General features: G+C 69.5%; 13 protein-coding genes, 1 pseudogene and 2 CRISPR repeat arrays. Of the genes and pseudogenes, 8 read left to right on the forward strand and 6 right to left on the reverse strand.

Annotated elements, in window-relative coordinates; all coding sequences use genetic code 11:
- Positions 1-207: 207 nt before the first annotated feature.
- The 3 genes from ACGFRB_RS29245 to cas1e form a co-directional block, all read right to left on the reverse strand.
- The gene (locus ACGFRB_RS29245; protein WP_393247284.1) at positions 208-1,413 is read right to left on the reverse strand and encodes an IS110 family transposase; all 1,206 of its coding nucleotides are present in this window, start codon (positions 1,411-1,413) and stop codon (positions 208-210) included.
- 824 nt (positions 1,414-2,237) lie between these two features.
- Positions 2,238-2,555, reverse strand: a complete 318-nt coding sequence (gene cas2e / locus ACGFRB_RS29250) for a type I-E CRISPR-associated endoribonuclease Cas2e (protein WP_363009490.1) — start codon at positions 2,553-2,555, stop codon at positions 2,238-2,240.
- Positions 2,555-3,514: a type I-E CRISPR-associated endonuclease Cas1e gene (gene cas1e / locus ACGFRB_RS29255; RefSeq protein ID WP_393247394.1), complete on the reverse strand. Its 960-nt coding sequence runs from the start codon at positions 3,512-3,514 to the stop codon at positions 2,555-2,557. The genes cas2e and cas1e overlap by 1 nt, the downstream gene beginning before the upstream one ends.
- A 632-nt stretch (positions 3,515-4,146) precedes the next feature.
- Positions 4,147-5,334: direct repeats of the CRISPR family, unit length 20 nt; unit sequence CGGTTCAGCTCCGCGTGGGC.
- 310 nt (positions 5,335-5,644) lie between these two features.
- Here cas1e and ACGFRB_RS29260 point away from each other — a divergent pair.
- The 8 genes from ACGFRB_RS29260 (at position 5,645) to ACGFRB_RS29295 (ending at position 17,527) form a co-directional block, all read left to right on the forward strand.
- The gene (locus ACGFRB_RS29260) at positions 5,645-7,207 is read left to right on the forward strand and encodes a type I-E CRISPR-associated protein Cse1/CasA (protein ID WP_393247286.1); all 1,563 of its coding nucleotides are present in this window, start codon (positions 5,645-5,647) and stop codon (positions 7,205-7,207) included.
- A gap of 16 nt (positions 7,208-7,223) precedes the next feature.
- Positions 7,224-7,832, forward strand: coding sequence for a type I-E CRISPR-associated protein Cse2/CasB (casB, locus tag ACGFRB_RS29265; RefSeq protein ID WP_393247288.1), 609 nt, complete (start codon positions 7,224-7,226; stop codon positions 7,830-7,832).
- Entirely contained in the window at positions 7,829-9,124 is a 1,296-nt protein-coding gene (locus tag ACGFRB_RS29270; RefSeq protein ID WP_393247290.1) for a type I-E CRISPR-associated protein Cas7/Cse4/CasC, read from the forward strand. Before casB ends, ACGFRB_RS29270 begins: the two co-directional genes overlap by 4 nt.
- Positions 9,121-9,867 (forward strand): type I-E CRISPR-associated protein Cas5/CasD, encoded by a 747-nt coding sequence (gene cas5e / locus ACGFRB_RS29275; RefSeq protein ID WP_393247292.1) that lies wholly within the window; start codon positions 9,121-9,123, stop codon positions 9,865-9,867. The genes ACGFRB_RS29270 and cas5e overlap by 4 nt, the downstream gene beginning before the upstream one ends.
- Entirely contained in the window at positions 9,864-10,640 is a 777-nt protein-coding gene (cas6e, locus tag ACGFRB_RS29280) for a type I-E CRISPR-associated protein Cas6/Cse3/CasE (protein WP_393247293.1), read from the forward strand. The genes cas5e and cas6e overlap by 4 nt, the downstream gene beginning before the upstream one ends.
- Before the next feature lie 40 nt (positions 10,641-10,680).
- Positions 10,681-12,536: direct repeats of the CRISPR family, unit length 29 nt; unit sequence GTCCGCTCCGCCCGCGCGGAGCTGAACCG.
- A gap of 303 nt (positions 12,537-12,839) precedes the next feature.
- Positions 12,840-15,623 carry a CRISPR-associated helicase Cas3' gene (cas3, locus tag ACGFRB_RS29285; RefSeq protein ID WP_393247295.1) on the forward strand — a complete coding sequence of 928 codons (2,784 nt, stop codon included), beginning with the start codon at positions 12,840-12,842 and terminating at the stop codon, positions 15,621-15,623.
- Positions 15,624-16,026: 403 nt separating this feature from the next.
- Positions 16,027-16,926 carry a transporter gene (locus ACGFRB_RS29290; protein ID WP_393247297.1) on the forward strand — a complete coding sequence of 300 codons (900 nt, stop codon included), beginning with the start codon at positions 16,027-16,029 and terminating at the stop codon, positions 16,924-16,926.
- A gap of 346 nt (positions 16,927-17,272) precedes the next feature.
- Complete coding sequence (locus ACGFRB_RS29295) at positions 17,273-17,527, forward strand: DUF6207 family protein (protein ID WP_393247299.1); 255 nt, start codon at positions 17,273-17,275, stop codon at positions 17,525-17,527.
- 119 nt (positions 17,528-17,646) lie between these two features.
- Here ACGFRB_RS29295 and ACGFRB_RS29300 read toward each other — a convergent pair whose 3' ends face one another.
- The 3 genes and pseudogenes from ACGFRB_RS29300 to ACGFRB_RS29310 all read right to left on the reverse strand — a co-directional run bounded on the left by ACGFRB_RS29300 (position 17,647) and on the right by ACGFRB_RS29310 (position 20,223).
- Positions 17,647-18,939, reverse strand: coding sequence for a DUF317 domain-containing protein (locus tag ACGFRB_RS29300; RefSeq protein ID WP_393247301.1), 1,293 nt, complete (start codon positions 18,937-18,939; stop codon positions 17,647-17,649).
- 73 nt (positions 18,940-19,012) lie between these two features.
- Positions 19,013-19,486, reverse strand: a pseudogene (locus ACGFRB_RS29305) (hypothetical protein); the annotation flags it as partial.
- 152 nt (positions 19,487-19,638) lie between these two features.
- Entirely contained in the window at positions 19,639-20,223 is a 585-nt protein-coding gene (locus ACGFRB_RS29310) for a hypothetical protein (RefSeq protein ID WP_393247303.1), read from the reverse strand.
- Positions 20,224-20,453 lie beyond the last annotated feature (230 nt).

Genomic DNA, 20,453 nt, shown 5'->3' on the forward strand with positions numbered 1-20,453 from the left:
TAAAGGGCCTGTGCTTTCCCGGATCTCGGAGGGCGAGAACCAGCACCGAACCAGCACGGTCGAGAGAGGCGCTGTTCCGGGAATCGATGGAGGTCGCTCCGGATGTAATCCGGGGTGTCTTTCGGCTGAGTCTTTCCATCACTTTGCGTCGCTGCCTCAACCCCGGTCCGGGCCTGGGGCGCTGGAGGGGCGCTTCTATGTCTTTCGTCAAGCCAGGGATGGTGTTCGGGGTTCGTAGAAGGTGCCGTCGCGGAGCATGGCGAACAGGACGCTGATGCGTTGGCGGGCGAGGCGGAGGAGTGCTTGGGTGTGGGTTTTGCCGCGGGCGCGTTGCTTGTCGTAGTAGGCGCGGGAGGCCGTGTCGGCGTTCATGCAGGCGAAGGCGGACAGGAACATCGCCCGTTTGAGCTGGCGGTTTCCGCCTCTGGGGGCGTGTTCGCCGTGGATCGAGGTGCCCGATTGTTTCGTGGCGGGGGCGAGGCCGGCGTGGGAGGCGAGGTGGGCGGCGGTGGGGAAGCTGGTGCCGTCGCCGACGGTGACCAGCAGGACGGCGGCGGTCCTGACGCCGACGCCGGGCATCGACGTCAGGACCGGGGAAAGAGGGTGGGCCTCCAGAAGCGTGTTGATCTGGGCTTCCATCGCCCGTCGCTGGGTGTGGACGGCGGCCAGGGATGCGGCCAGGGAAGGGATGACGATGTCCAGGGTGGCGGTGCCCGGGACGGTGACGGTCTGCTCGTCGAGCGCGTCGAAGACGTCGTCGATCAGCCGCTGGGCCATGCGTGGGGCTTTCGGGCGGATCAGCTCGACGAGTCTGCGGCGGCCGGCCTTGCGCAGGGCGGCCGGGGAGCCGTATCGCTCCAGCAGCCAGGTGATGGCCTGGTGGTCCAGGCGGGGTCCGAGGACGCGTTCGAGGGAGGGGTGGAACTGGGTGAGCAGGCCGCGTATCCGGTTGGAGGTGCGGGTGGCCTCGGCGGCGAGGTCCTGGTCGAAGCCGGTCAGGACGGTGAGTTCGGCGGTGATCTCGTCGGTGAGTTCCAGCGTGCGCAGGGTGTGGGGCATGGTGCGGGCCGCGTCCGCGATCACGGCCGCGTCGCGGGCGTCGGTCTTGGCCTCGCCGGGGTAGAGGTCGGCGATCCGCCGCATTGCCAGGCCGGGCAGGTAGGCGACGCGGCAGCCGGCATCGCGGGCGACGGTCAGTGGCAGGGCGCCGATCGAGGCGGGTTGGTCCACGATGACCAGGACGGTTCCGAACTTCGCGGCCAGCTTGTCGAAGACGGCCCGCAGCTTCGGCTCGCTGTTGGGCAGCGGCTTGTCGAAGACCTTCTTGCCTGCCGGAGTCAGCCCGTGGCCGTGATGAGCAGACTTGCCGACGTCCAGGCCGAGGAACACGCCCACGTCTTCGATCTCGAACATCGTGCCCTTTCCAGATGTTGACGGTGCCGGCCTCGGCTCGGGTGTCGTGCTCGCGCATCCACGTTATGCAGACCTGCCGCCCGCGAACCGCCCGGCGTTGCGCCGGACCGGACGGTGGCCGGACCTCTCATCAGCGTCTCCGACGAACACCCCCGAGCCCGGTGAACACCACCCCCCCAGGTCATCTCGGACAGGGGGACACAGTCATGCCGGGCCCGGAGGCCAGCGGTCCTCTTGCAGGACCACAAAAAACATAACGGGGAGCAGTGCACACCGGTCGTCGTATACCGGTCTTCCCACTCGGGCCTGGGGGATCGATAGCTCGGGGCGTGACCGACTGGTCGGCCCACGCGCCACTCGTGAACGGGGCCGTACGGCCTCACGGTGGTGCGAGAGCTGGTGGAAGGTGGCATCCGCTCCAACCGACACCCGGGTGCAACACCTTCGCACGGGTTTCGGCCGGGCCGGAGCGTGCAGCTGTTCTACTCCCGCCGCTCCCCGCCGCCCTACCGGGCTCCGGTCGTTGCGCCCGGACCGCCCGGCGATCCGGGATTCGCCCCGGCGCGTCACCGTTGGTCCGGGTGCTCCTGCATGGAGTAGATAAGGCGACCCCTGCTGTCGGCGCGATGGGGCGCCGACACTCACACTTCTGGATCAGACCAGAGGGTCCTGCTTCAGCCCTGCGGAACACATCACGATCCAACACTTCGGAACAGCTTCAGGCTGACGAGGAAGAAGTGAACAGGTTCGCAGCGACGGGATCACATCCCTGGCGTCGGCGGAGAGGACGTTGGCCTGGACGGCGCCGTCGTCGTTTCTGTATCTCAGGAAGAGCTGGGCGGGTTCTTCACCTTTGGTGCGGCTCTCATCCGAATCAGAGTGAGCCCGTCGAAGTCTTCGGGTACGCGGCGACGTGTTCCGGCCGTGCGGATCGAGTAGCCCTGTTCGGTGGGCGAGGGATGGATGAGGACAGCAGCCCCATCGCCCACGGTTTCACTGACGGCTTGCCAGAGCTGATCGCGCACTTGGGCGGAGACGCTGCCGACGAAGATGCCGGTGACGACTTCACTGGTCCAGCGGCTCAAGGCCCCTCGGAGGCGGTCAGGGACCGCAGTGGTGGCGATGACGACCATGGAAGGCATCAGCCGTCCCCTCGGGCGTAATTGACGCCGGCCGGCAGGACGCCGACCTTGGGATCCCAGAGGTGGACCATCTGGACATCGTGCTTTTCCTGGGGGCTTTCGCCGTCTGCAGGGGTGTTGCCGTCAGTCGTCGCATGGCGGGGCCGGGGTGTGAGGAGAGTCTGAACGTCGCGGACGATACTGGGCAGGAGTTTCAGGAGGCGGAGGTCCTCGCGGAAGCGACGGCGTGCCTCCTGCTCGGGATGGTCGGAATTGTGGAGGGCGAAGGCCAGCGGCAGGGTGGTCTCTGCCTTATAGAGGTCGGCGACGTCGTATACGAAGGCATGCTGCGTTCCGGCGTGGACGAAGCCGAGGGCCGGGGAGAGACCGAGGGCGATAAGGGCGGCGTGGGTGATGCCGTAGAGGCAGGTGTTGGCCGCGGACAGGGCCAGGTTGACGGGGTCCTGCGCCTCCCATTGATCGGGGTGGTAGTTGCGGCGGAAGCGGCCGATGCCGTGCTGCTGGGCGAGGATCTTGTAGAAGGCTTTCATGCGCTGGCCTTCGAAACCGCGTAACTGCTCGAGGGTGACGGTGTTCGGGAGCTCGGCGCCCTTGAAGCGCATGCCGTACATGCGCTTGGCGACATCGAGGCGTTGTTCCGGGTCGGACCAGCGGGTGACCTGTTGTTCGAGCCAGTGGGTGGTGAGAGAGGCGGGGAGGATGCCGGCGTAGGCGCGCACGCCTCCTGCTCCGACGCTCACGACGCTGGTGCCGTGACGCGCGAGGGTGTTCAGAGCGGGGGTGGTGATGGAGACACCCGGACCGAGGAGGAGACAGGAGAGGGCCGCGGTGGGGATGTAGACGAGGTCGGTGCGCTCGGCATCGACCTGAATCTGAGCGCAGACGCCGGTGTCGTCCTGTACGACTCGGACCATGTCGAGGTAGAGGAACGATAGCGAGTCAGCGATCCTGGGCAGCATCGCGAGGGTGGGGGAGGCGAGCCGCTGCCGGGCGTCGCCTCCCCGCCTCTGTGCGCTCATGCCGTTGTCGCGGGGCCAGGTTGAGCATGACGGCGTCGTAGGGCTTGTCGCGTCCGGTATCAGTCAGGATGGCCTGGCGGAGGGCATGGGGGTCGGTCGCAGTGGTGGTGCCGCGATCGCGGACGAGGCTGTGCCGCATTCCTCATTTCTCCTGTTTGTAGGGCGGCGTGCTGCCGTGAAAGTGGTGGGATCGAGGACATGGAGTCACAGGCCGGCATGGGTCGCCCTGCAGCGCCACCACTGGTCGGCCTCCGGGCCGGGCAGGGGCACGAAACGGCAGGGATTCTCTCCGACTCCCATGGCAGGCGTTCACGGTAGGTGGGGTTGGTGACGATAGGGCAGCGCACCGGGCTCCATTCGCTCAATGCGGTGAACATGGGACGAGGGTCTTGATTTCCGCTTGGTCGTATAAGGGGGTGGGAGTCGGATGGGGGTGAGCCGGGTGGTCCACGTGAGAAGCGTGCTGCCGGAGGAGTAGGCACCCTGAGCGTCGTCGTCCATGTTGACGTCCGGAAGTACGACCGCGTGAGCAGAGCGGACGGCAACGCCGTGAATGTCACCTCCGCCGTCGCCGGTTCAGCTCCGCGTGGGCGGAGCGGACTCGTGGGCCCGCCACGCGTCGTCGGTGCGGGTCGGTTCAGCTCCGCGCGGGCGGAGCGGACGTGGAGTCGGCGGCCTGGTCCTCGCCCGCGATCGGTTCAGCTCCGCGCGGGCGGAGCGGACGGCAAGGCCAGCCACACCCTCAGCCAGCAGGACGGTTCAGCTCCGCGCGGGCGGAGCGGACGGAGCGACGAGCTTGGCCGGCCCGGTGCCCTGCGGTTCAGCTCCGCGTGGGCGGAGCGGACGCCGAGATGCCCAACATGCTGGGCCAGATCATCGGTTCAGCTCCGCGTGGGCGGAGCGGACGTCGCAGCACGACCCTGCGCCACCTGCAACAGCGGTTCAGCTCCGCGTGGGCGGAGCGGACGACGGCATCCCCCGGGTACAGGCCCGAATCCCCGGTTCAGCTCCGCGTGGGCGGAGCGGACATGGTCTGCTCGTAGACCACGGCCGAGCGTTCCGGTTCAGCTCCGCGTGGGCAGAGCGGACACCGGCCCGGGGATCTTGTGGAGACCGATGAGCGGTTCAGCTCCGCGTGGGCAGAGCGGACGCCGTACCTCCTCCGACGCGGGCACACCCCCGCGGTTCAGCTCCGCGTGGGCAGAGCGGACTCCCGGCCGGAGGTCGGGGTCGACGGCGTCAGCGGTTCAGCTCCGCGTGGGCAGAGCGGACCCGACGGGCGGCAGCATGCCCTCGTTGACGACCGGTTCAGCTCCGCGTGGGCAGAGCGGACGTGGTGTCGGCCGGCACCCAGGTCTCCTCCCCCGGTTCAGCTCCGCGTGGGCAGAGCGGACTCACCTCGGCCGGGACGTCGGCGGTGCGCAGGAGGTTCAGCTCCGCGTGGGCAGAGCGGACGTCACCCAGGACGCCGAGGACGCGCACGCGGAGGGTTCAGCTCCGCGTGGGCAGAGCGGACTTCCACGAGCTCGTGGAACCGGCGCAGCCGAGGGGTTCAGCTCCGCGTGGGCAGAGCGGACGGCATCTACGCCACCACCGCAGGCGCGGTCACCGGTTCAGCTCCGCGTGGGCAGAGCGGACGCACGCCCTAGTCAGGCGTTAATCCGTCCATGCGGTTCAGCTCCGCGTGGGCAGAGCGGACGCCCGGCGCCGGGTGTCGAGCAGCGCGGCGACCGGTTCAGCTCCGCGTGGGCAGAGCGGACCCTTCGTGACCTGGTGGTTTTTCCGGGCTTTGCAGGTTCTTTGCCTGGTTCGGCGGAGGCCGTGTTCCGACCTTACCCGGTGCTCGGTGGGTGTTGCCCGGGGGCGCAGTCGGTGGCACGGGGGATTGTCAGACCCTCCTTCTAGTGTGGGCTGAATCGGCGGCCGTGTGGGTTGATCGTGTAGGGCTTTGGCCACGGTTTGGACCATTGCCGCACGGCGCTCTAGTCTCCGAGGTCTCGCGGGGCTATGTGCTCTAACTACCCTGCTGGGCTGTGTTTTTGATGCCGTTTCAGTTATGAAGGGAAGGGCATGGTTGAGGTCGCCGATACGCGGTTTCCCCGCGTCCGTGTCCGGGTGCGGTCCGATGCCCACACCGACGAGATCGTTGAGTTGCTGCCCGGGGCGGCGCCCGGCGCGTGGGCGATGGTGCCGCTTCCGGTGATGGTGGCGGGGCTGCATCTGCTGGACGCCTACCTGCCGGTCAATCCCGCGGCGGAGGCGGTAATCCGCCGTCTCGTGGCCGCCTGCGTTGCCCGGATCGGCGGCCTGGACCGCGGCAACCGGGAGGAGTGGGAGGACCGACTCGACAGGCTCCTCGGATCGGGGCGCCTCGAACGGGACGCGGTGGACGCCTACTTCGACAAGTACGTGTTCGATCTTGCCGATCCGGTGCGGCCGTTCCTGCAACATCCCGCGCTGGCCGCAGAGTGCAGCAAGCCGGCCGCTTCCGGGAAGCTGCACTTCGACCGGGCGGCGGGGAACAACGCCGTGTGGTGGGACCACACCCCGCAGGACGCTCCGATGGACCTGGACACCGCGTTCGAGGGGATCATGTTGTGGCGCGGGTACGGGCCCTGCGGGACTGGCGCGCTGCGTGACCACGGCGGGAAGAACACCAAGAGAATGAAGGCCGGCCCGTACCGGAGCCTGGTGTCCTACTTCCCCGAGTGCCGCGACCTGTTCCTGTCGGCGCTGCTGTCCTGCCCGCCGCCCTGGGCCTGGCCGTCCGGCCCCGGACCGGACACCGCGCCGTGGGAAGCGGACGGGCCGGCCGACCCAATGGCCCCCCTCGTTCCGGCCGGCCCGATCGGTCTGCTGACCGCCCGTGCCGCACACCACATCCTCGTGAACGTCACCGACGGCCAGGTGTCACAGTGCTGGGTGGCGTGGGGAACCCTTACCGATCTTCCCGCGGTCCGCGACCCGTTCGTCCTCGACCGGGAGAAGGGCGGTCCGGTGCGGGGCAGTCATCGGCGTGGCCTGCTGCGGGATTTCGACGCGCTGATCGCAGCGACCGACCCGTCGGTGAAGGCGCCGGAGGGTGTTCACCGGCCCGCGTGGATCGACGTGTACACCCAGCTTTCCCTTGACCAGCTGAAGGCCGTCGGCCCGGTGAGGGTCCGCGCTGTCGGCTACGACCAGGACAAGCGCGAGATGGGCGACTCGATCGCCTACACGGCCACCACCCCGGAGACCCTGGCGGCCTGCCTCCCGGCCATGGAACCGCGACGGGCCCGGATCGTCGCGGTCGGACGGCAGGACTGCGAACACGCGGAGCAGCACCTGCTGAGCCAACTGCGGTCGGCGTGGCGAAAGATCGACCCGGGCGCGAAGACAAGCCCGTGGGAGGAGCAGGCGCAGACCGTGTTCTGGGACCGGGCCGACGACCTCTTCTGGAACGCGGTGCGCACGGTCACGGACCCGGCCGCCGGGCTGGCCGCGATGACGCGGGCCGTCTACGACGAGGTGACCGCCGACATCGCGACCAGTTTCGCCGGGTTCCTGCCCGTGGCCGAGCACCGCAAGTGGCTGCGCATCGGGCTCGAGCTCCGCGACGGCCGTATCCCCCCGCCCAAGTCGCCCCGCCGCTGAACCACGGAGGAATCTCATGACCACCACCACGCCCGAGACCAGCCGGGGGCGCGGCGACTCGTTCATGCACGTCGTCCGCAGGGCCTGCTCCACTCCCGCCGGACGGTCCGATCTGCGACGGGGCCTGAACATCGTCCTGGCCGACCTGGAACACCCCACGGGTGATGCCGGCGAATCCCGCTGGCCGCTCTACACCCACCTCATGGCCGCCGGCTACCAGCCGCCCGCGACCGCCAACGCGGAGCTTCCCAAGCTGCTCGTCGCGGCCCTCTACGCCACCCACGACGCACCCAACCCGCGCACCTTCGAGACGACCGGGACGGCGCCCGAAGCCCCGTTCAAGCCGTGGCACAACCTCGGCTGGTCGTTCGCGACCGCGTGCCACCGCGGCGTCATGACCCGCGACAGCGCGACCGGCACCCTCGGCTACCTGGCCGAGCTCGACCAGACCACCCTCCAGCGGGAGATCCCGGCCGTGGTGGAACGGCTGCGGTCCGCGAAGGTTCGCATCATCTGGCCCCTGCTCCTGAAAGACCTGCTGCGCTGGCCTCACCAGCCCGCGCAGGTCCGTCTCGGCTGGGCCCGCAGTTTTCACAGCACCGACAGCGAGGAGACCGTCAAGTGACCAGCATCAGCCTTCCCCGTGCCGTCTACCTGGACCTGGCGCAGATCCAGGCAACGCCGTATGCGTCAGCGAATCGCGGGCGGAACGGGGCTCCGAAAAGCGCCGTGATCGGCGGCGTGCTGCGTGGCCGTGAGTCCTCGCAGCACGAGAAGTACCACCAGCGCGGCACCGTCCAGGAGATCCTCGGCGTGAAGGCGTTCCGCAGCCGCGGTGCCACGCTGTCGGCGACGGCGCAGCTGGTCCAGCGGGGCTGGGACGAGGCCGAGGCACTGACCGCCGTGCAGATGCTGTTGCTGTCCTGTCAGGTGAAGGGAGTGGGCATCGCCGACAACGGCGGCACGAACGTGCTGCTGTTCCTCCCTGAGGGTGCGGTCACCGAACTCGCCGACCTGGCCGACCGGCACCGCGCCGAGTTCGCCCCGTTCATCGCTCAGGCCCACGCCGACCTCGCCAAGGCCGCGCAGAAGAAGTCGAAGGCCAAGACGAAGGACGGCGATGCGGAGGCGGCGCCCGCTGAGGACGACGAGCCGGAGGAGGACACCAACCGCACGCAGGTCCTGACCGCCCAGGCCAAGAAGATCACCGACAAGAAGGGCGGGTTCCTCACCAAGGACGACACCCTGTCCCTGCTGCGGACCCGCAACGCCGTCATCGCCGCCTACGGCCGGATGCTCGCCAACGAGCCCGGCTCCACCGTCGAGTCGGCCATCCAGACCGCGCACGCCTTCTCCACGCATGCGGTGTCCACCCAACTGGACAGCTTCACCGCGGTCGATGAGATTCTCAAGGAACTCGGCGAAGCCTCCGGCGCCGGCCACCTCGGCGAGCAGCGCTACAACAGCACCACCCTCTACCGCTACTCCACCCTCAACATCACCAAACTGATCGGCAACCTCGACGGCGACCGCACCACCGCCCGCGACGTCGTCGAAGCGTTCCTGCGCTCCATCGTCGCCCACCGCAACGCCGGCAAGGTATCCGCCACCGCCCCCCACACCGTCCCCCACCTCCTCTACGCCGCCGTGCGCACCGACCGGCCCGTCAACCTCGCCGGCGCGTTCGAGGAGCCCGTGCCCGCCACCGCGACCGGCGGCTACCTCACCGCCAGCGTGACCCGCCTCGACACCCACGCCGGCGCGCACCACCGATTCCTCGGCGTGAAGGGGATCGCCGGCCACGCCCACGTCACGCTCGCGGACCAGGAGTTCACCCACCTCGGTGACCGGGCCGACAACTTCGACGAGTTCGTGAGCACCACCCTGGCCACCATCGACAAGGCCATCACCGGATGAGCGACGGCCTGATCATGCACCTGTCCGGGCCGTTCCAGTCATACGGCGGACCCGCCCAGGCCAACCTCCGCCCCACCTACCGGCAGCCCACCCGATCCGCGCTCACCGGAATGATCGCCTGCTGCCTCGGCCGGGAACGCGACGCCGACAACACCGACCTCGCCCAGCTCTCCTACACCGTCCGCGTCGACAGACCTGGCACGATCCTCGCCGACTTCCACACCATCGGTGGCAACCACGACCCCGTGTTCGGACTCACGACCGCCGAAGGTAAGACGCGCGACGCCCCGATCGTCTCCACCCGCTACTACCTCAGCGACGCCGCGTTCACCCTCGCCGTCACCGGCCCCACTCCCGTCCTCGACCTCACCGCACAAGCACTCACCCACCCGGTCTGGGCCCCCTACCTCGGGCGCCGCTCCTGCCCCCCGGACACCCCCCTCCTCCTCACCCGCAGCGACCACGCCCTCGAAGACCTCGACCACATCCCCCTCCACCGCCCCACCCACCACACCGGCCCTGTCACCTACGTCCACGACAGCGCACCCACCCTCGCCGCCCCCAGCAGCAGCCAGTTCCACGACCAGCCCGTCCCCGGCCACCACCGGGCATGGACCACCCGGCCCATCTGGGAACAGCAGCGCACCATCCCGGCACCCAACGGCGGTCTCGGAACCGCCTGGCTGAACGCGCTCGCCGACCACCTCGGCATCCCCACCCCGGCCAAGGAGGACCACCTGTGACCACTCTCACCACCACCCGGCTGACCCTCGCCCGGATCCGCCTCAACCCCGCCTCCCGCGCCGCCCACCGCGACCTCGTCAACCCGGCCGAGATGCACCGCACCACCATGAATCTCATCGACCGCGAAGACGGAAACCCCACCGCCCGCCACGACGCACGCCTCCTCCACCGCGTCGACCGCGACCCGGCCGGCGCGACCCTCCTCCTCCAGGCCACCGTCCCCTTCCACCTCGACCGGCTCCCCGACGGCTACGCCCTCACCGCCGAACAACGCGACGCCACCCCCGTCCTCGAGTGGCTCACCGAAGGCCGCACCGTCCAGTACCGCATCCACGCCAACCCCACCACCTGCCTCCGCGACCCCGCCGCAATCCGGGAGGAAGCCGACCGTCGCGCCGAGTCCGCCGTCAAAGACGGCAAAACCTACGCGGAAGCCACCCGCATCCGCGAAGCGTTCCTGGAACTCGCCGCCCGGCAGGCCGCCAAGCGCCGCGGCGTCACCCTCCCCGCCACCAAAGAGAGCATCATCGCCTGGTGGACACGGACCGCCACCACCAACGGTCTCCGCCCCGAACTCATCACCGACATCCCCCTTCCCCGCATCAACGCCACCACCAGCAACACCAAACCCATCACCCTGCGCGCCACCGCATTCGAGGGCATCGCCACCATCACCGACCCCGAAGCCACCCGAGCCGCCGTCACCAACGGCATCGGCAAAGGCCAGGCGTACGGTCTGGGTCTCCTCTCCCTCACCCCGCAAGGCAGGTAAAGAAAATGCAAATCGCCCAGAAAACGCCAGGTCGCGAAGGGTCCGCTCCGCCCGCGCGGAGCTGAACCGAAGCCGGTGGGCGACTTGGAGCGGTGGGCCACGTCCGCTCCGCCCGCGCGGAGCTGAACCGGGGCCGAGGCGCGGGGAGCCGAGCGGGTGGGTGTCCGCTCCGCCCGCGCGGAGCTGAACCGTTGGAACTGACTCAGGGCTTCCAGGTCACGCGGTCCGCTCCGCCCGCGCGGAGCTGAACCGACGTGCACACCGTGCAGCGTCCGGCTGGTGTCGTCCGCTCCGCCCGCGCGGAGCTGAACCGGCCACCCGCACCAAGGCCCAGCGCAAGGAGGAGTCCGCTCCGCCCGCGCGGAGCTGAACCGGTGATCGGCGGGACACCCCGGTAGTGCTGAACGTCCGCTCCGCCCGCGCGGAGCTGAACCGTCGGGCGCGCCGCCGGTTTCCTCTGCCAGCGTCCGCTCCGCCCGCGCGGAGCTGAACCGAGGTGCTGCCCGAGCCGAGCGACCCGCGCATCGTCCGCTCCGCCCGCGCGGAGCTGAACCGCCCAGCCAAGGTCTGGTGCCACGATCTTCTGCGTCCGCTCCGCCCGCGCGGAGCTGAACCGTCGCATGCCTCGCACAAGTGAGACGCCTCGCAGTCCGCTCCGCCCGCGCGGAGCTGAACCGGTGCAGGCCGTCACGCACAGGGCCGCACCGCAGTCCGCTCCGCCCGCGCGGAGCTGAACCGGTGAAGGCCCCGCTGAAATCCTCGGTGTTGGTGTCCGCTCCGCCCGCGCGGAGCTGAACCGGTCATTTTGGGCTTCATGCGGTGATCCTCCCTGTCCGCTCCGCCCGCGCGGAGCTGAACCGCGACGGCCTGGACGCGACCGTCGTACTGCGGGGTCCGCTCCGCCCGCGCGGAGCTGAACCGTCGACGACCTCCTGGTGGTGGCCGGCGCCGTCGTCCGCTCCGCCCGCGCGGAGCTGAACCGTCGAACCATTCGCCGTGCCGCCGAAACCCGCTGTCCGCTCCGCCCGCGCGGAGCTGAACCGATCAGCATGACGACGAGGCCGATGAGGGTGACGTCCGCTCCGCCCGCGCGGAGCTGAACCGTGATGGAGGCGGCGCGGCAGCAGGCGGCGCAGGTCCGCTCCGCCCGCGCGGAGCTGAACCGGCAGCATCTGGCTCCCGGCCCCGCCTCCACCCGTCCGCTCCGCCCGCGCGGAGCTGAACCGCCGGGAGGTACGAGGGGCGAGCACTCCTCGGAGTCCGCTCCGCCCGCGCGGAGCTGAACCGCTCCTCCGAGGCTGACCAGCCCCCGCGGTATGGTCCGCTCCGCCCGCGCGGAGCTGAACCGTCGTCATCGCCACCGGCGCCGGCGACGGCTCCGTCCGCTCCGCCCGCGCGGAGCTGAACCGCCGGTGAGCGACCCCGCCCTGCTGCGCCGGCCGTCCGCTCCGCCCGCGCGGAGCTGAACCGCCGTGACCCTCGGGGACGGCGTCTACCTGCTGGTCCGCTCCGCCCGCGCGGAGCTGAACCGTTCGCACCTCCGCCGGGGCCAGCCACCCCTGAGGTCCGCTCCGCCCGCGCGGAGCTGAACCGCCGGTCCGCCGCCCGGTGGTCGAGTCGGCCGGGGTCCGCTCCGCCCGCGCGGAGCTGAACCGACGTCGACGCCCATCGAGCCGGCCCGGTTCGAGTCCGCTCCGCCCGCGCGGAGCTGAACCGGGTGATGCTGGTCTGGTGTCGGGTGGCCAGGCGTCCGCTCCGCCCGCGCGGAGCTGAACCGGTCATCCCCGTCACCTGGGTCGAGGATGCCCAGTCCGCTCCGCCCACGCGCTGAACCGCACCAAGAGCGGTCTCCTTAGGGGCGGTTGGTGTCCGCTCCGCCCGCGCGGAGCCAGCGGCCGAGATCAGGCCGTGAGCAGACATCTGCTCTGCTCTGTCCGTGCGGAGCTGTACGGTAGGTCGTTGGATCGAGTGGTGTTCAGTGTCTGCTCCGCCTTTGTGGAGCTGCACCGTGTTGCGCGGTGATGCGGACCGTATCCGCTCCAGCGCTCCGCCCGCGCGGAGCTGCGCCGAGCCGGAATGAGATGCCCGGGCTCGTGTGAGCGTCTGTTCCATCCCTGTGGAGTTGGATCTGTACCAGCGGACGGCGGCTCTGCCTGTCGAGGCGTCGTACGGAGGTCGTCGTTGAGGAGGATTCCGGTGATGCGGCTCGATCCCCGCCTGTGGGGTAAGGAGAGGGGACTGCTCAGGCCGTATCCGCTGGGCTGTCACGGCGTCGATACGGCCGTGATGATGGAGGTGCTGTGGCAGCGGTACCTGACGGGCCGGCAACGGCGGATGCTCGCAGTGGGCTGGGGTCTGACCGAGCAGGAGACGCGACTGCTGCTGGTCTGGCTCGCGTTCCTCCACGATCTCGCGAAGGCCACCCCAGTATTTCAGCGCCAGGTCCCCGTCGCGGACGCGCTGTCCGGGACGGCGGGTTTCCCCGCTACCGAGGAGCTGACGCCCTACCACGATCACGGAGTGCACCTGGCGCTTCCCGAACTGCTGCACCGCGTCCACGGCCTGCCGCTGGACGGCCGGCCCGCCCGGCTCGTCGCCGAGCAGCTCGGGCAGATCCTCGGCGGTCATCACGGCCGCTACGGAGAGCCGCTCTCTCACCAGAACGGAACACTCACCTGCCCGATCACCGTGGCACCCGGGCTCGGTGAGGAAGGCTGGGACGAGCAGCGCGAGGCGATGGTTAGGCTGGTGGGGGAGCTGTTCGGGGTACCGGTGTGGCCGGCTCGCCGGGCGGCGGCGCCGATTGCCGCGGTCACCACGGGGCTGGTGTCGCTGGCGGACTGGCTGGCGTCACAGTCCTGGTGGCTCAAGGCGCGCCAGCGCCAGCACCGCAAGTCCCGCTGGACGGCCGGAGACTGGTTCGGGCATCTGGGCATGGCGCGCCGCGCCGGGACCCGTGTCCTCGCTCGTGCGCAGCTCCTCCCGCCGTCGTGGAGGCAGGCGAAGACGTTCGGCGCGATGTTCCCGGATCTGGCCGGAGTCGAGCCGTACCCGCTGCAGTCCAGTATCGAGCGCGAACTCCCGGCATTGGTCGATGGTCCCGGGATGCTGCTGGTGACGGCCGCCCCAGGGGACGGGAAGACGGAGATCGCCCTGTTCGCGGAGCGGGTCCTGGGACGGTCGGCGGGCACGAGCGGCCTGGCGATGCTGCTGCCGACGATGGCCACGACCGACTCGATGCACCGCCGTCTCGTCCGGCACGCCGGCCACAACTGCCGGGGCAAGACGCCCGTGGCACGCCTGCACTCCCTGGCCTGGCTCGACGCCGAGTACACACCCGAGGACCTCACTCCCAGCCTGGACAACCCCGCCCTGGTCGCCGACTGGCTCCGCGGCCCGCACCGCGGCCTGCTCACCGGGATAGCGGTGGGGACCTGGGACCAGGCCGTCCGGGCCGTACTGCCCCACAAGTACGCCACGATGAGATGGCTGGGCCTGTCCGGGAAGACTGTCATCATCGATGAGGCACACGCCTACGACGCACACGGCCACGCCCTGACCACGACGCTGCTGGAATGGCTGGGCCACCTCGGCGTACCCGTCGTCGTCCTGTCCGCGACCCTGACCAGCACCATCGCGAGCAGCCTCCTCAACGCCTACCGGCGCGGCGCAGGCCACCCCGACCTCGACACGCTCACCCCCACATACCCCGGCTGGACGTACACCGACCACGCCACCGGCACCACCACGACCCGCGGCCCCTTCCCGTCCCCCCGCGCACACCACCTGAACATTCACACCCACACCTACACACCCACCACCTCCGCAACAGACACCACCGAGCGCACCGACCGGATCCTCGACCTCCTCCAGTCACTCCACACCCACCCCGAGGCCCTCGGTGCGGCACTGATCGTCTGCAACACCGTCGCCGACGCCCAGGCCACCGAAGCCGCCCTCGCCAGCGCATACGCCGACAGCGCCACCCTCGTTCGGATCCTCCACGCCCGCATGCCCGTCCACCAACGCCACGGCGTCACCCACCGCCTCGAACGCTGGACGGGACCCACCCTCCCCGCCCGCCGGCACCCCGACGGACGCTGGACCGCCCCCAACGGAAAACGCCCCGGCCGGCCCCTCGTCGTCATCACCACCCAAGTCGCTGAGCAGTCCCTCGACGTCGACTTCGACCTCATTATCAGCGACCTCGCCCCCTTCGCGCTCCTCGCGCAGCGCGCCGGCCGCGGCCACCGCCACCAAGGCCGCTCCCGCCCCCCATACGCCCAGGACGCCGTTCTGCACGTGCTGACCCCTGTCACCGGGAACGGTCAGCCGACAACTCCCCTCTACTGGGGCGAGGTCTACGACGCCAGCCTCCTGCGCCGCACCCACGAACACCTCGCCACCCTGACCGAACCCCTCGCGATCCCCGAGGAACTACAGCACCACGTCGACGCCGTCTACAGCGACACCTACACCTCGGCAGACGACACCCGCCGCCAATCCGAGGAGTACGCCCAGCAAGCACTCGCCGACCTCGTCGCCATCGGCCAACACCGCACAGGAACCAACCTCCACCCCCTGACGAACTCGACCCACACGAGCGAACTCCTCACCACCCGCCTCGGCGACCCCAGCATCCGCGTCCTGCCCGTCTGGACCGACGCCAACGGCCACCACTGGCTCCACCCCACCAAGCACACCCCACGCACCCGACTCCCACGCCGGGTCAAGCCGGACGACCGCAAGACGATCCGCCGGCTCATGCGCCGCACCATCCCCATCCCCCAGAAATGGATTTCCACAGGCCAGCCCGGCGGCCTTACCCAAGATCCGGCCACCAACACCCCGGAAGGCTGGGCGAAGACACCCGCACTCCGCAACATCGCCCTCCTGCCCCACAGGCGGACAACCGCCGGATACACCAGTAGGGGTGGGCAGACCGTCACGCTCAATCTGACCGCCGGACTCTCCAGACGCTGACCGGCGCGGAACCGGGGGCGAGCCGATCCGAACTTGGTAGAGGCCTCAGACATTGGTTGACCCCAGGGCCTTGCGGCGCTCTCGAAGAGCTGCAAGCTGCTGCCCCGACGGGCCCGAGTTGTGATGAGCGTCCTTCAGACGGCCGAGGATCGCGAAGATGGTGGTGCCGACCGTTGCGGTGGTGTCGTGGCGCTGTCCCGTTACGGCTCCGGAGGCCGTCACGCAATTTGGCGTGTCCGCGGGTCAGCGACGCATTTGACGAGGCGTCACGCTGACGGCCCCCGCATGCCCTACGGTGCGACTTTGTCCCAAATTTGCACTCTTGGGTCTTTAGCCGTACTCCGCATGAAGTGGTGACGGTCCTGGAAATACATCCGACCCCCTTGGTGTTTCTGCTGCGGCAATGCCGAGTGGGGAGGGGCTGGAACTGAAACTGTTCGATACGAAGAACGGCGTGACCGAGGTCACGCCGCGACTGGCTGAGGCGGAAGCCGACGTGCAGGCGCTCATAGAGAGCGCGATGGAGACGATGCTCGGCGTCCGTTTCCTGGCCACCGAGTACAGCACGGGGCCCGTGCACGGAGGGCGCATCGACTCGCTCGGGCTTGATGAGAATGGCGCCCCAGTGATCGTCGAGTACAAGCGGGCGACGGATCCCGGCGTCCTGTCGCAGGGCCTGTTCTACGTGGCCTGGCTGATGGACCACCGCGAGGAGTTCGAGGCCGTGGTCCGCGAGCGGCTCGGCGCGGAGGCAGCTGCGTGCGTCCTGTGGAGCGCGCCCCGGCTGATCTGCGTCGCCGGTGGCTTCACGCGGTACGACCTGCACGCGGTGCGTGAGCACCGCCGGTCCATCGACCTCGTGCGCTACACCCTGCTCGGTCGTCACCACATCGCGCTGGAGACGGTCGCGTCGGTGGCTGCCCAGGGCAGCCCGGCGCGCCGGGAGCACACCCGCGGAGGCCGGGGAGCCCCTCCTCGTCGGCGAACCGACGCGATGGCGGAGCTGGCGGCCTTCGTCGACGAGACGCTGCTGGGGCTGGGCGAGGGCGTGACGAAGGTCGAGCGCAAGCAGTACGACGCCTACCAGAGACTGCGGAACTTCGCCTGCGTCGTGCCGAGGCAGGACAAGCTCCTCGTGTACCTCAAGGCCGCGCCGGCCACGGTGGAGCTCGTGCCGGGCTTCACCCGGGACGTGACAGGGCTGGGCCATCACGGCACGGGCGACCTGGAGGTCCAGTTGCGCTCGGAGAAGGATGTGGAGCGCGCCGTCGAGCTCTTCCGGCTGTCGTACGCGGCGGCGTAGACCGTGGTCTTGATGTGAGTGGGCGGGCCTTTCGCCGAAGGGACAGGGGGGGGGAGGCGGTGTGCCCTCCATGGTCCGCGCGATCCCCGGTTTCGGAAACCGGAGATCGCCGCCTATATTGCGCCCGGTTACTCCGAGCGGCGGCTCGGTCGGAGGTTGGTGTACCACCGTGTCCTCGGCCCTGTCCGAGCGGGAGCCGTGTCCCGGCTCGGGGGTGACACGGCTCCCGATGTGGGGCTGCCTGTTCGGTCCTGTCCTCGAATCGGCTGCGCTCTCTTGTCTACGACGGGCCCGGTATCCGCGCGAGCGCTGCCGGGCCAGAGGGCGTACACGGTTCCCCGAATGGATGCTTCCCCGCCCGCAGGCGAACTGGTGGCCGCCCGCGATCGTCGGTCAGGGCATGCGCATTGACGAGCAGCACATCGCGGCGCCCGGCCTCGTCGTCCTGGACATCACGGCCGCCGGCGAAGACACCCTCCACGCCGTGATGGATGCCCTCCAGCAGAGGTGGAAGACCTCCGGCATCATGCCGGTACGACGCGTTCCTGGCGAGCCCGGAGTCCGGGCCCGGGTGTATGCCCACTTCGGGTGCGAGCGGTGATTCGCCCGCCGAGGCCGCCCAGCGTCGACGACTTCGGTGGGCACCCTCGCGAGACTGCCTGGACCGGTGCGAGGCGTACCGACCGGAGGTGGCCGTCATGCCCGGGGGCGGGCAGGGCCTCACAGGGTGCGGGGCCGCGGGGTGGTTGCGGGAAGCAGGGGGAGGGGAGTCGGGCGGGGAGCGGGGGCAGGGGCAGGCGTCGAGGGGACGAGACCGACCGCGGTGCCGGCGAGCCGGGCGAGGACCTTGTCGCTGACGCCTGCGGAGAGGCGGATGGCCCACACCGCCTGGTCGGGGCTGTCTCCGCCGTACAAGGTCCACCGGTCCGTGGTGTCGGGGCTGCGGGCGAGGGTGATGGTGCGGTCGGGGGATGTCCAGGTGGAGTGGCCGAGACGGTTCTCCGCGTGCCATCCGGCCCTGCGGAGATTCTCGGTCGGGTCGGCGGGGCCGCCGAAGGGCGAGGCGGCCAGTTCTCGAAGGGTCGCGTCGATGAGGGCGACCGGGGTGTGGGGGGTGAAGGTGGCGGCCCAGAGCCGTTCACCGACGTGGCCGTCGTACTGCGCGACGGTCCAGGCGATGTCAGTGCGGTGACGGGCTTCGTGGTCGAATTCGACTCGCGCGGTCGGATCGCCGAGGGCCGCGAGGGTCTTCTTGCCGTCCCAGTTTCGGTACTCCTCCCAACGGGAGCCGGACCTGAGCAGGCCCTGCACGAACTTCCTGTGCTCGCCGGGGCCCGCCGCCGGCGGCGCAGCCGCAGACGCCGCAGCGTGTTCCTTGCCGTGCTCGTCGTCCACCGGGGTGGTGAGGAGATGTCGGAGTGTCTGTTCGAAGTCGGTAAGCGGCGCGGGTCCAGGGCGGACGTCGCCCGAGTGCAACCGGCGGAACTCGGCTATGGCGTCGCCCATGTTGCGATGCATGGAATCGATGTGCCGGAAGTGGTTCTCACCAAGGATGTGGACGCTGTGGCTCTGATCGTCGGTGTAGGTGCCGACGGCTGAGGTCGACGCCCCGCTGCCGGCATGCAGGTGGATGACCAGGCGGCCGTCGGCGATCGTGTCGTGGATGTTTTGGGCTTCGGCGCCGAGCTGACGGGCATCGGAGCGTGTGGTCCAGCGTTGAACGTCGTCGTTCCAGGTCCACGCTTTGTCGATTTCCTCCTGGAGGGCGGGGGTGATCTCGGTGGTGAACCCGTAGTTGCCCAGCGTCACTTTGGCATGGGAGGTGTAGTAGGGCTCTTCACTGTCGATGCGGGCCAGCACCATCGTCGTCGGCCCGGTGGGGCGGAAGCCGGCTTCGTAGAGGTGGGAGCGGGCGGCATCGGCGGTCGGACCGGTGATGGTGGCGACGACGGCGGGGTAGTGGTCGGGGTGGAGCGCGAAGCGGACGTGGGCATTGGCGGCGGCGTGCGGCATCAGGGGCTTTCGGTCAGAGGGCCTGGCAGACGATGGACCGGGCTGAAGAGGATGGTGGGGTGATGCGGCCGGGGCGGGACCAGCCCATGTGGATCAGCGGATGCCGGTTGCGCATGTACTGCACGCCCGCGTCCTTGGCGCGATGGAATTCGTCGGTGGATATGCCGATCCACTGCTCGGCGAATATGCCCTTCGGGACGCGCGCGGGGTACGGGTATCCGAGAAGGTCCCGGGCCTTCCTCTTGATGGGATTCATCTTGTATTCCCCGGTGAACTGTCGCCGGGTCATCCCGGGACGGCCGTCCCTGTTGAGAATGTAGAGAGGCATGGAAGCGAAGCGGTGATCGGGATTGAGGGCGTCGTCCCGAATATTCCCGGAGGAAACACGGAAAACGGGTATACCGGCCGGGCCGGCTATCTCGCGTTCGAGACGGTCGAGGTGATCGTAGACAGCCTGGGCTTCCCACCCGGTGTCGGCGAAGATCGCGTAATCGACCTTCGGGAGAACACCTTCGGCGGACAGGGCGAGGAGAGCGCTGGACTGAATTCCCGCTCCGAGAGAAAGAGCACGGAAGACCGGCTGGGTGGAGGTAGGGGAGGCGGTGGGGATGGCGATTTCCTTGAAGATGAGGGCGCGTGATCAGTGCAACGGTGGGGGTGCCGGAGGCGGCCGGGCCAGCGGGTGAAGGGGCAGGTGGCTCAGCGGCTCTTCACCGCGCGTGGCGTCACGCCGGGACCTCCCGGGGGAGGCGGGCTGGTGGGCGTGGAAAGCCTTGGTTCGGAGTCGGTGGCGTGGGGTGACGGGGTGGTGGCTCGTGCGCGGGCGGGCGGCGGTGCCAGCTTGACGGCCGCTGCCCGCAGTTCGCCTGCCGCCGTTTCGAGGATTGCGTCAGCCGCTTCGCGGCACCCGGAAATGACCTCTTCGGGCTTTCTGGTAAGGCGCTCCAAGTCCGGTGAGCTTCCTCTGTGAGTGGGGTATGTGGTGAAATTGAAGAATGCCACCTCGGCATGCAGGCAGCCGAGTTCGGTCACGGCTTCGCCCAATTGAATGAAGGCGTCACCGAAAGCATCGATGGCCTTCGCCTCGTTGCTGGAAATGTGGCCGGCGAGGCGGCGGCTCACCTCGTCGCTGACCTTGGTGATGATTCCGGTCAAGGTGTGTATTGGAGCGAAGGCGGCGCTCACGCTTGGAATTGATGCGGGCAGGGCGCGCATTTGGAACCGGAGGCGGTCGATCTGGTTGGCTATGTCGTACAGCGGCAGGGCCTGGTTGATGTCGGTCACGTCTATTTCCTCGGGCGCGGGGTGGGGGCAGTGGGCGGGGGTGATGTCGGCGAGGAGGCGGAGACGTGTGCCGGGGGACGCCGGACGGTGAGGACGGGCTCGGTGTCGCCGTCGGTGGTGACGCCGAGGATCTGGTCGCCGGGGCGGAGCTTCGCGGGCGAGATCGCGATCAGGTCGTGCGCCGTGCTGGGCTCGGCGTGAGGGCTCCAGCCCAGGGCGCGCAGGGTGCC

Source organism: Streptomyces sp. NPDC048718, assembly GCF_043198875.1.
GTDB lineage: Bacteria > Actinomycetota > Actinomycetes > Streptomycetales > Streptomycetaceae > Streptomyces.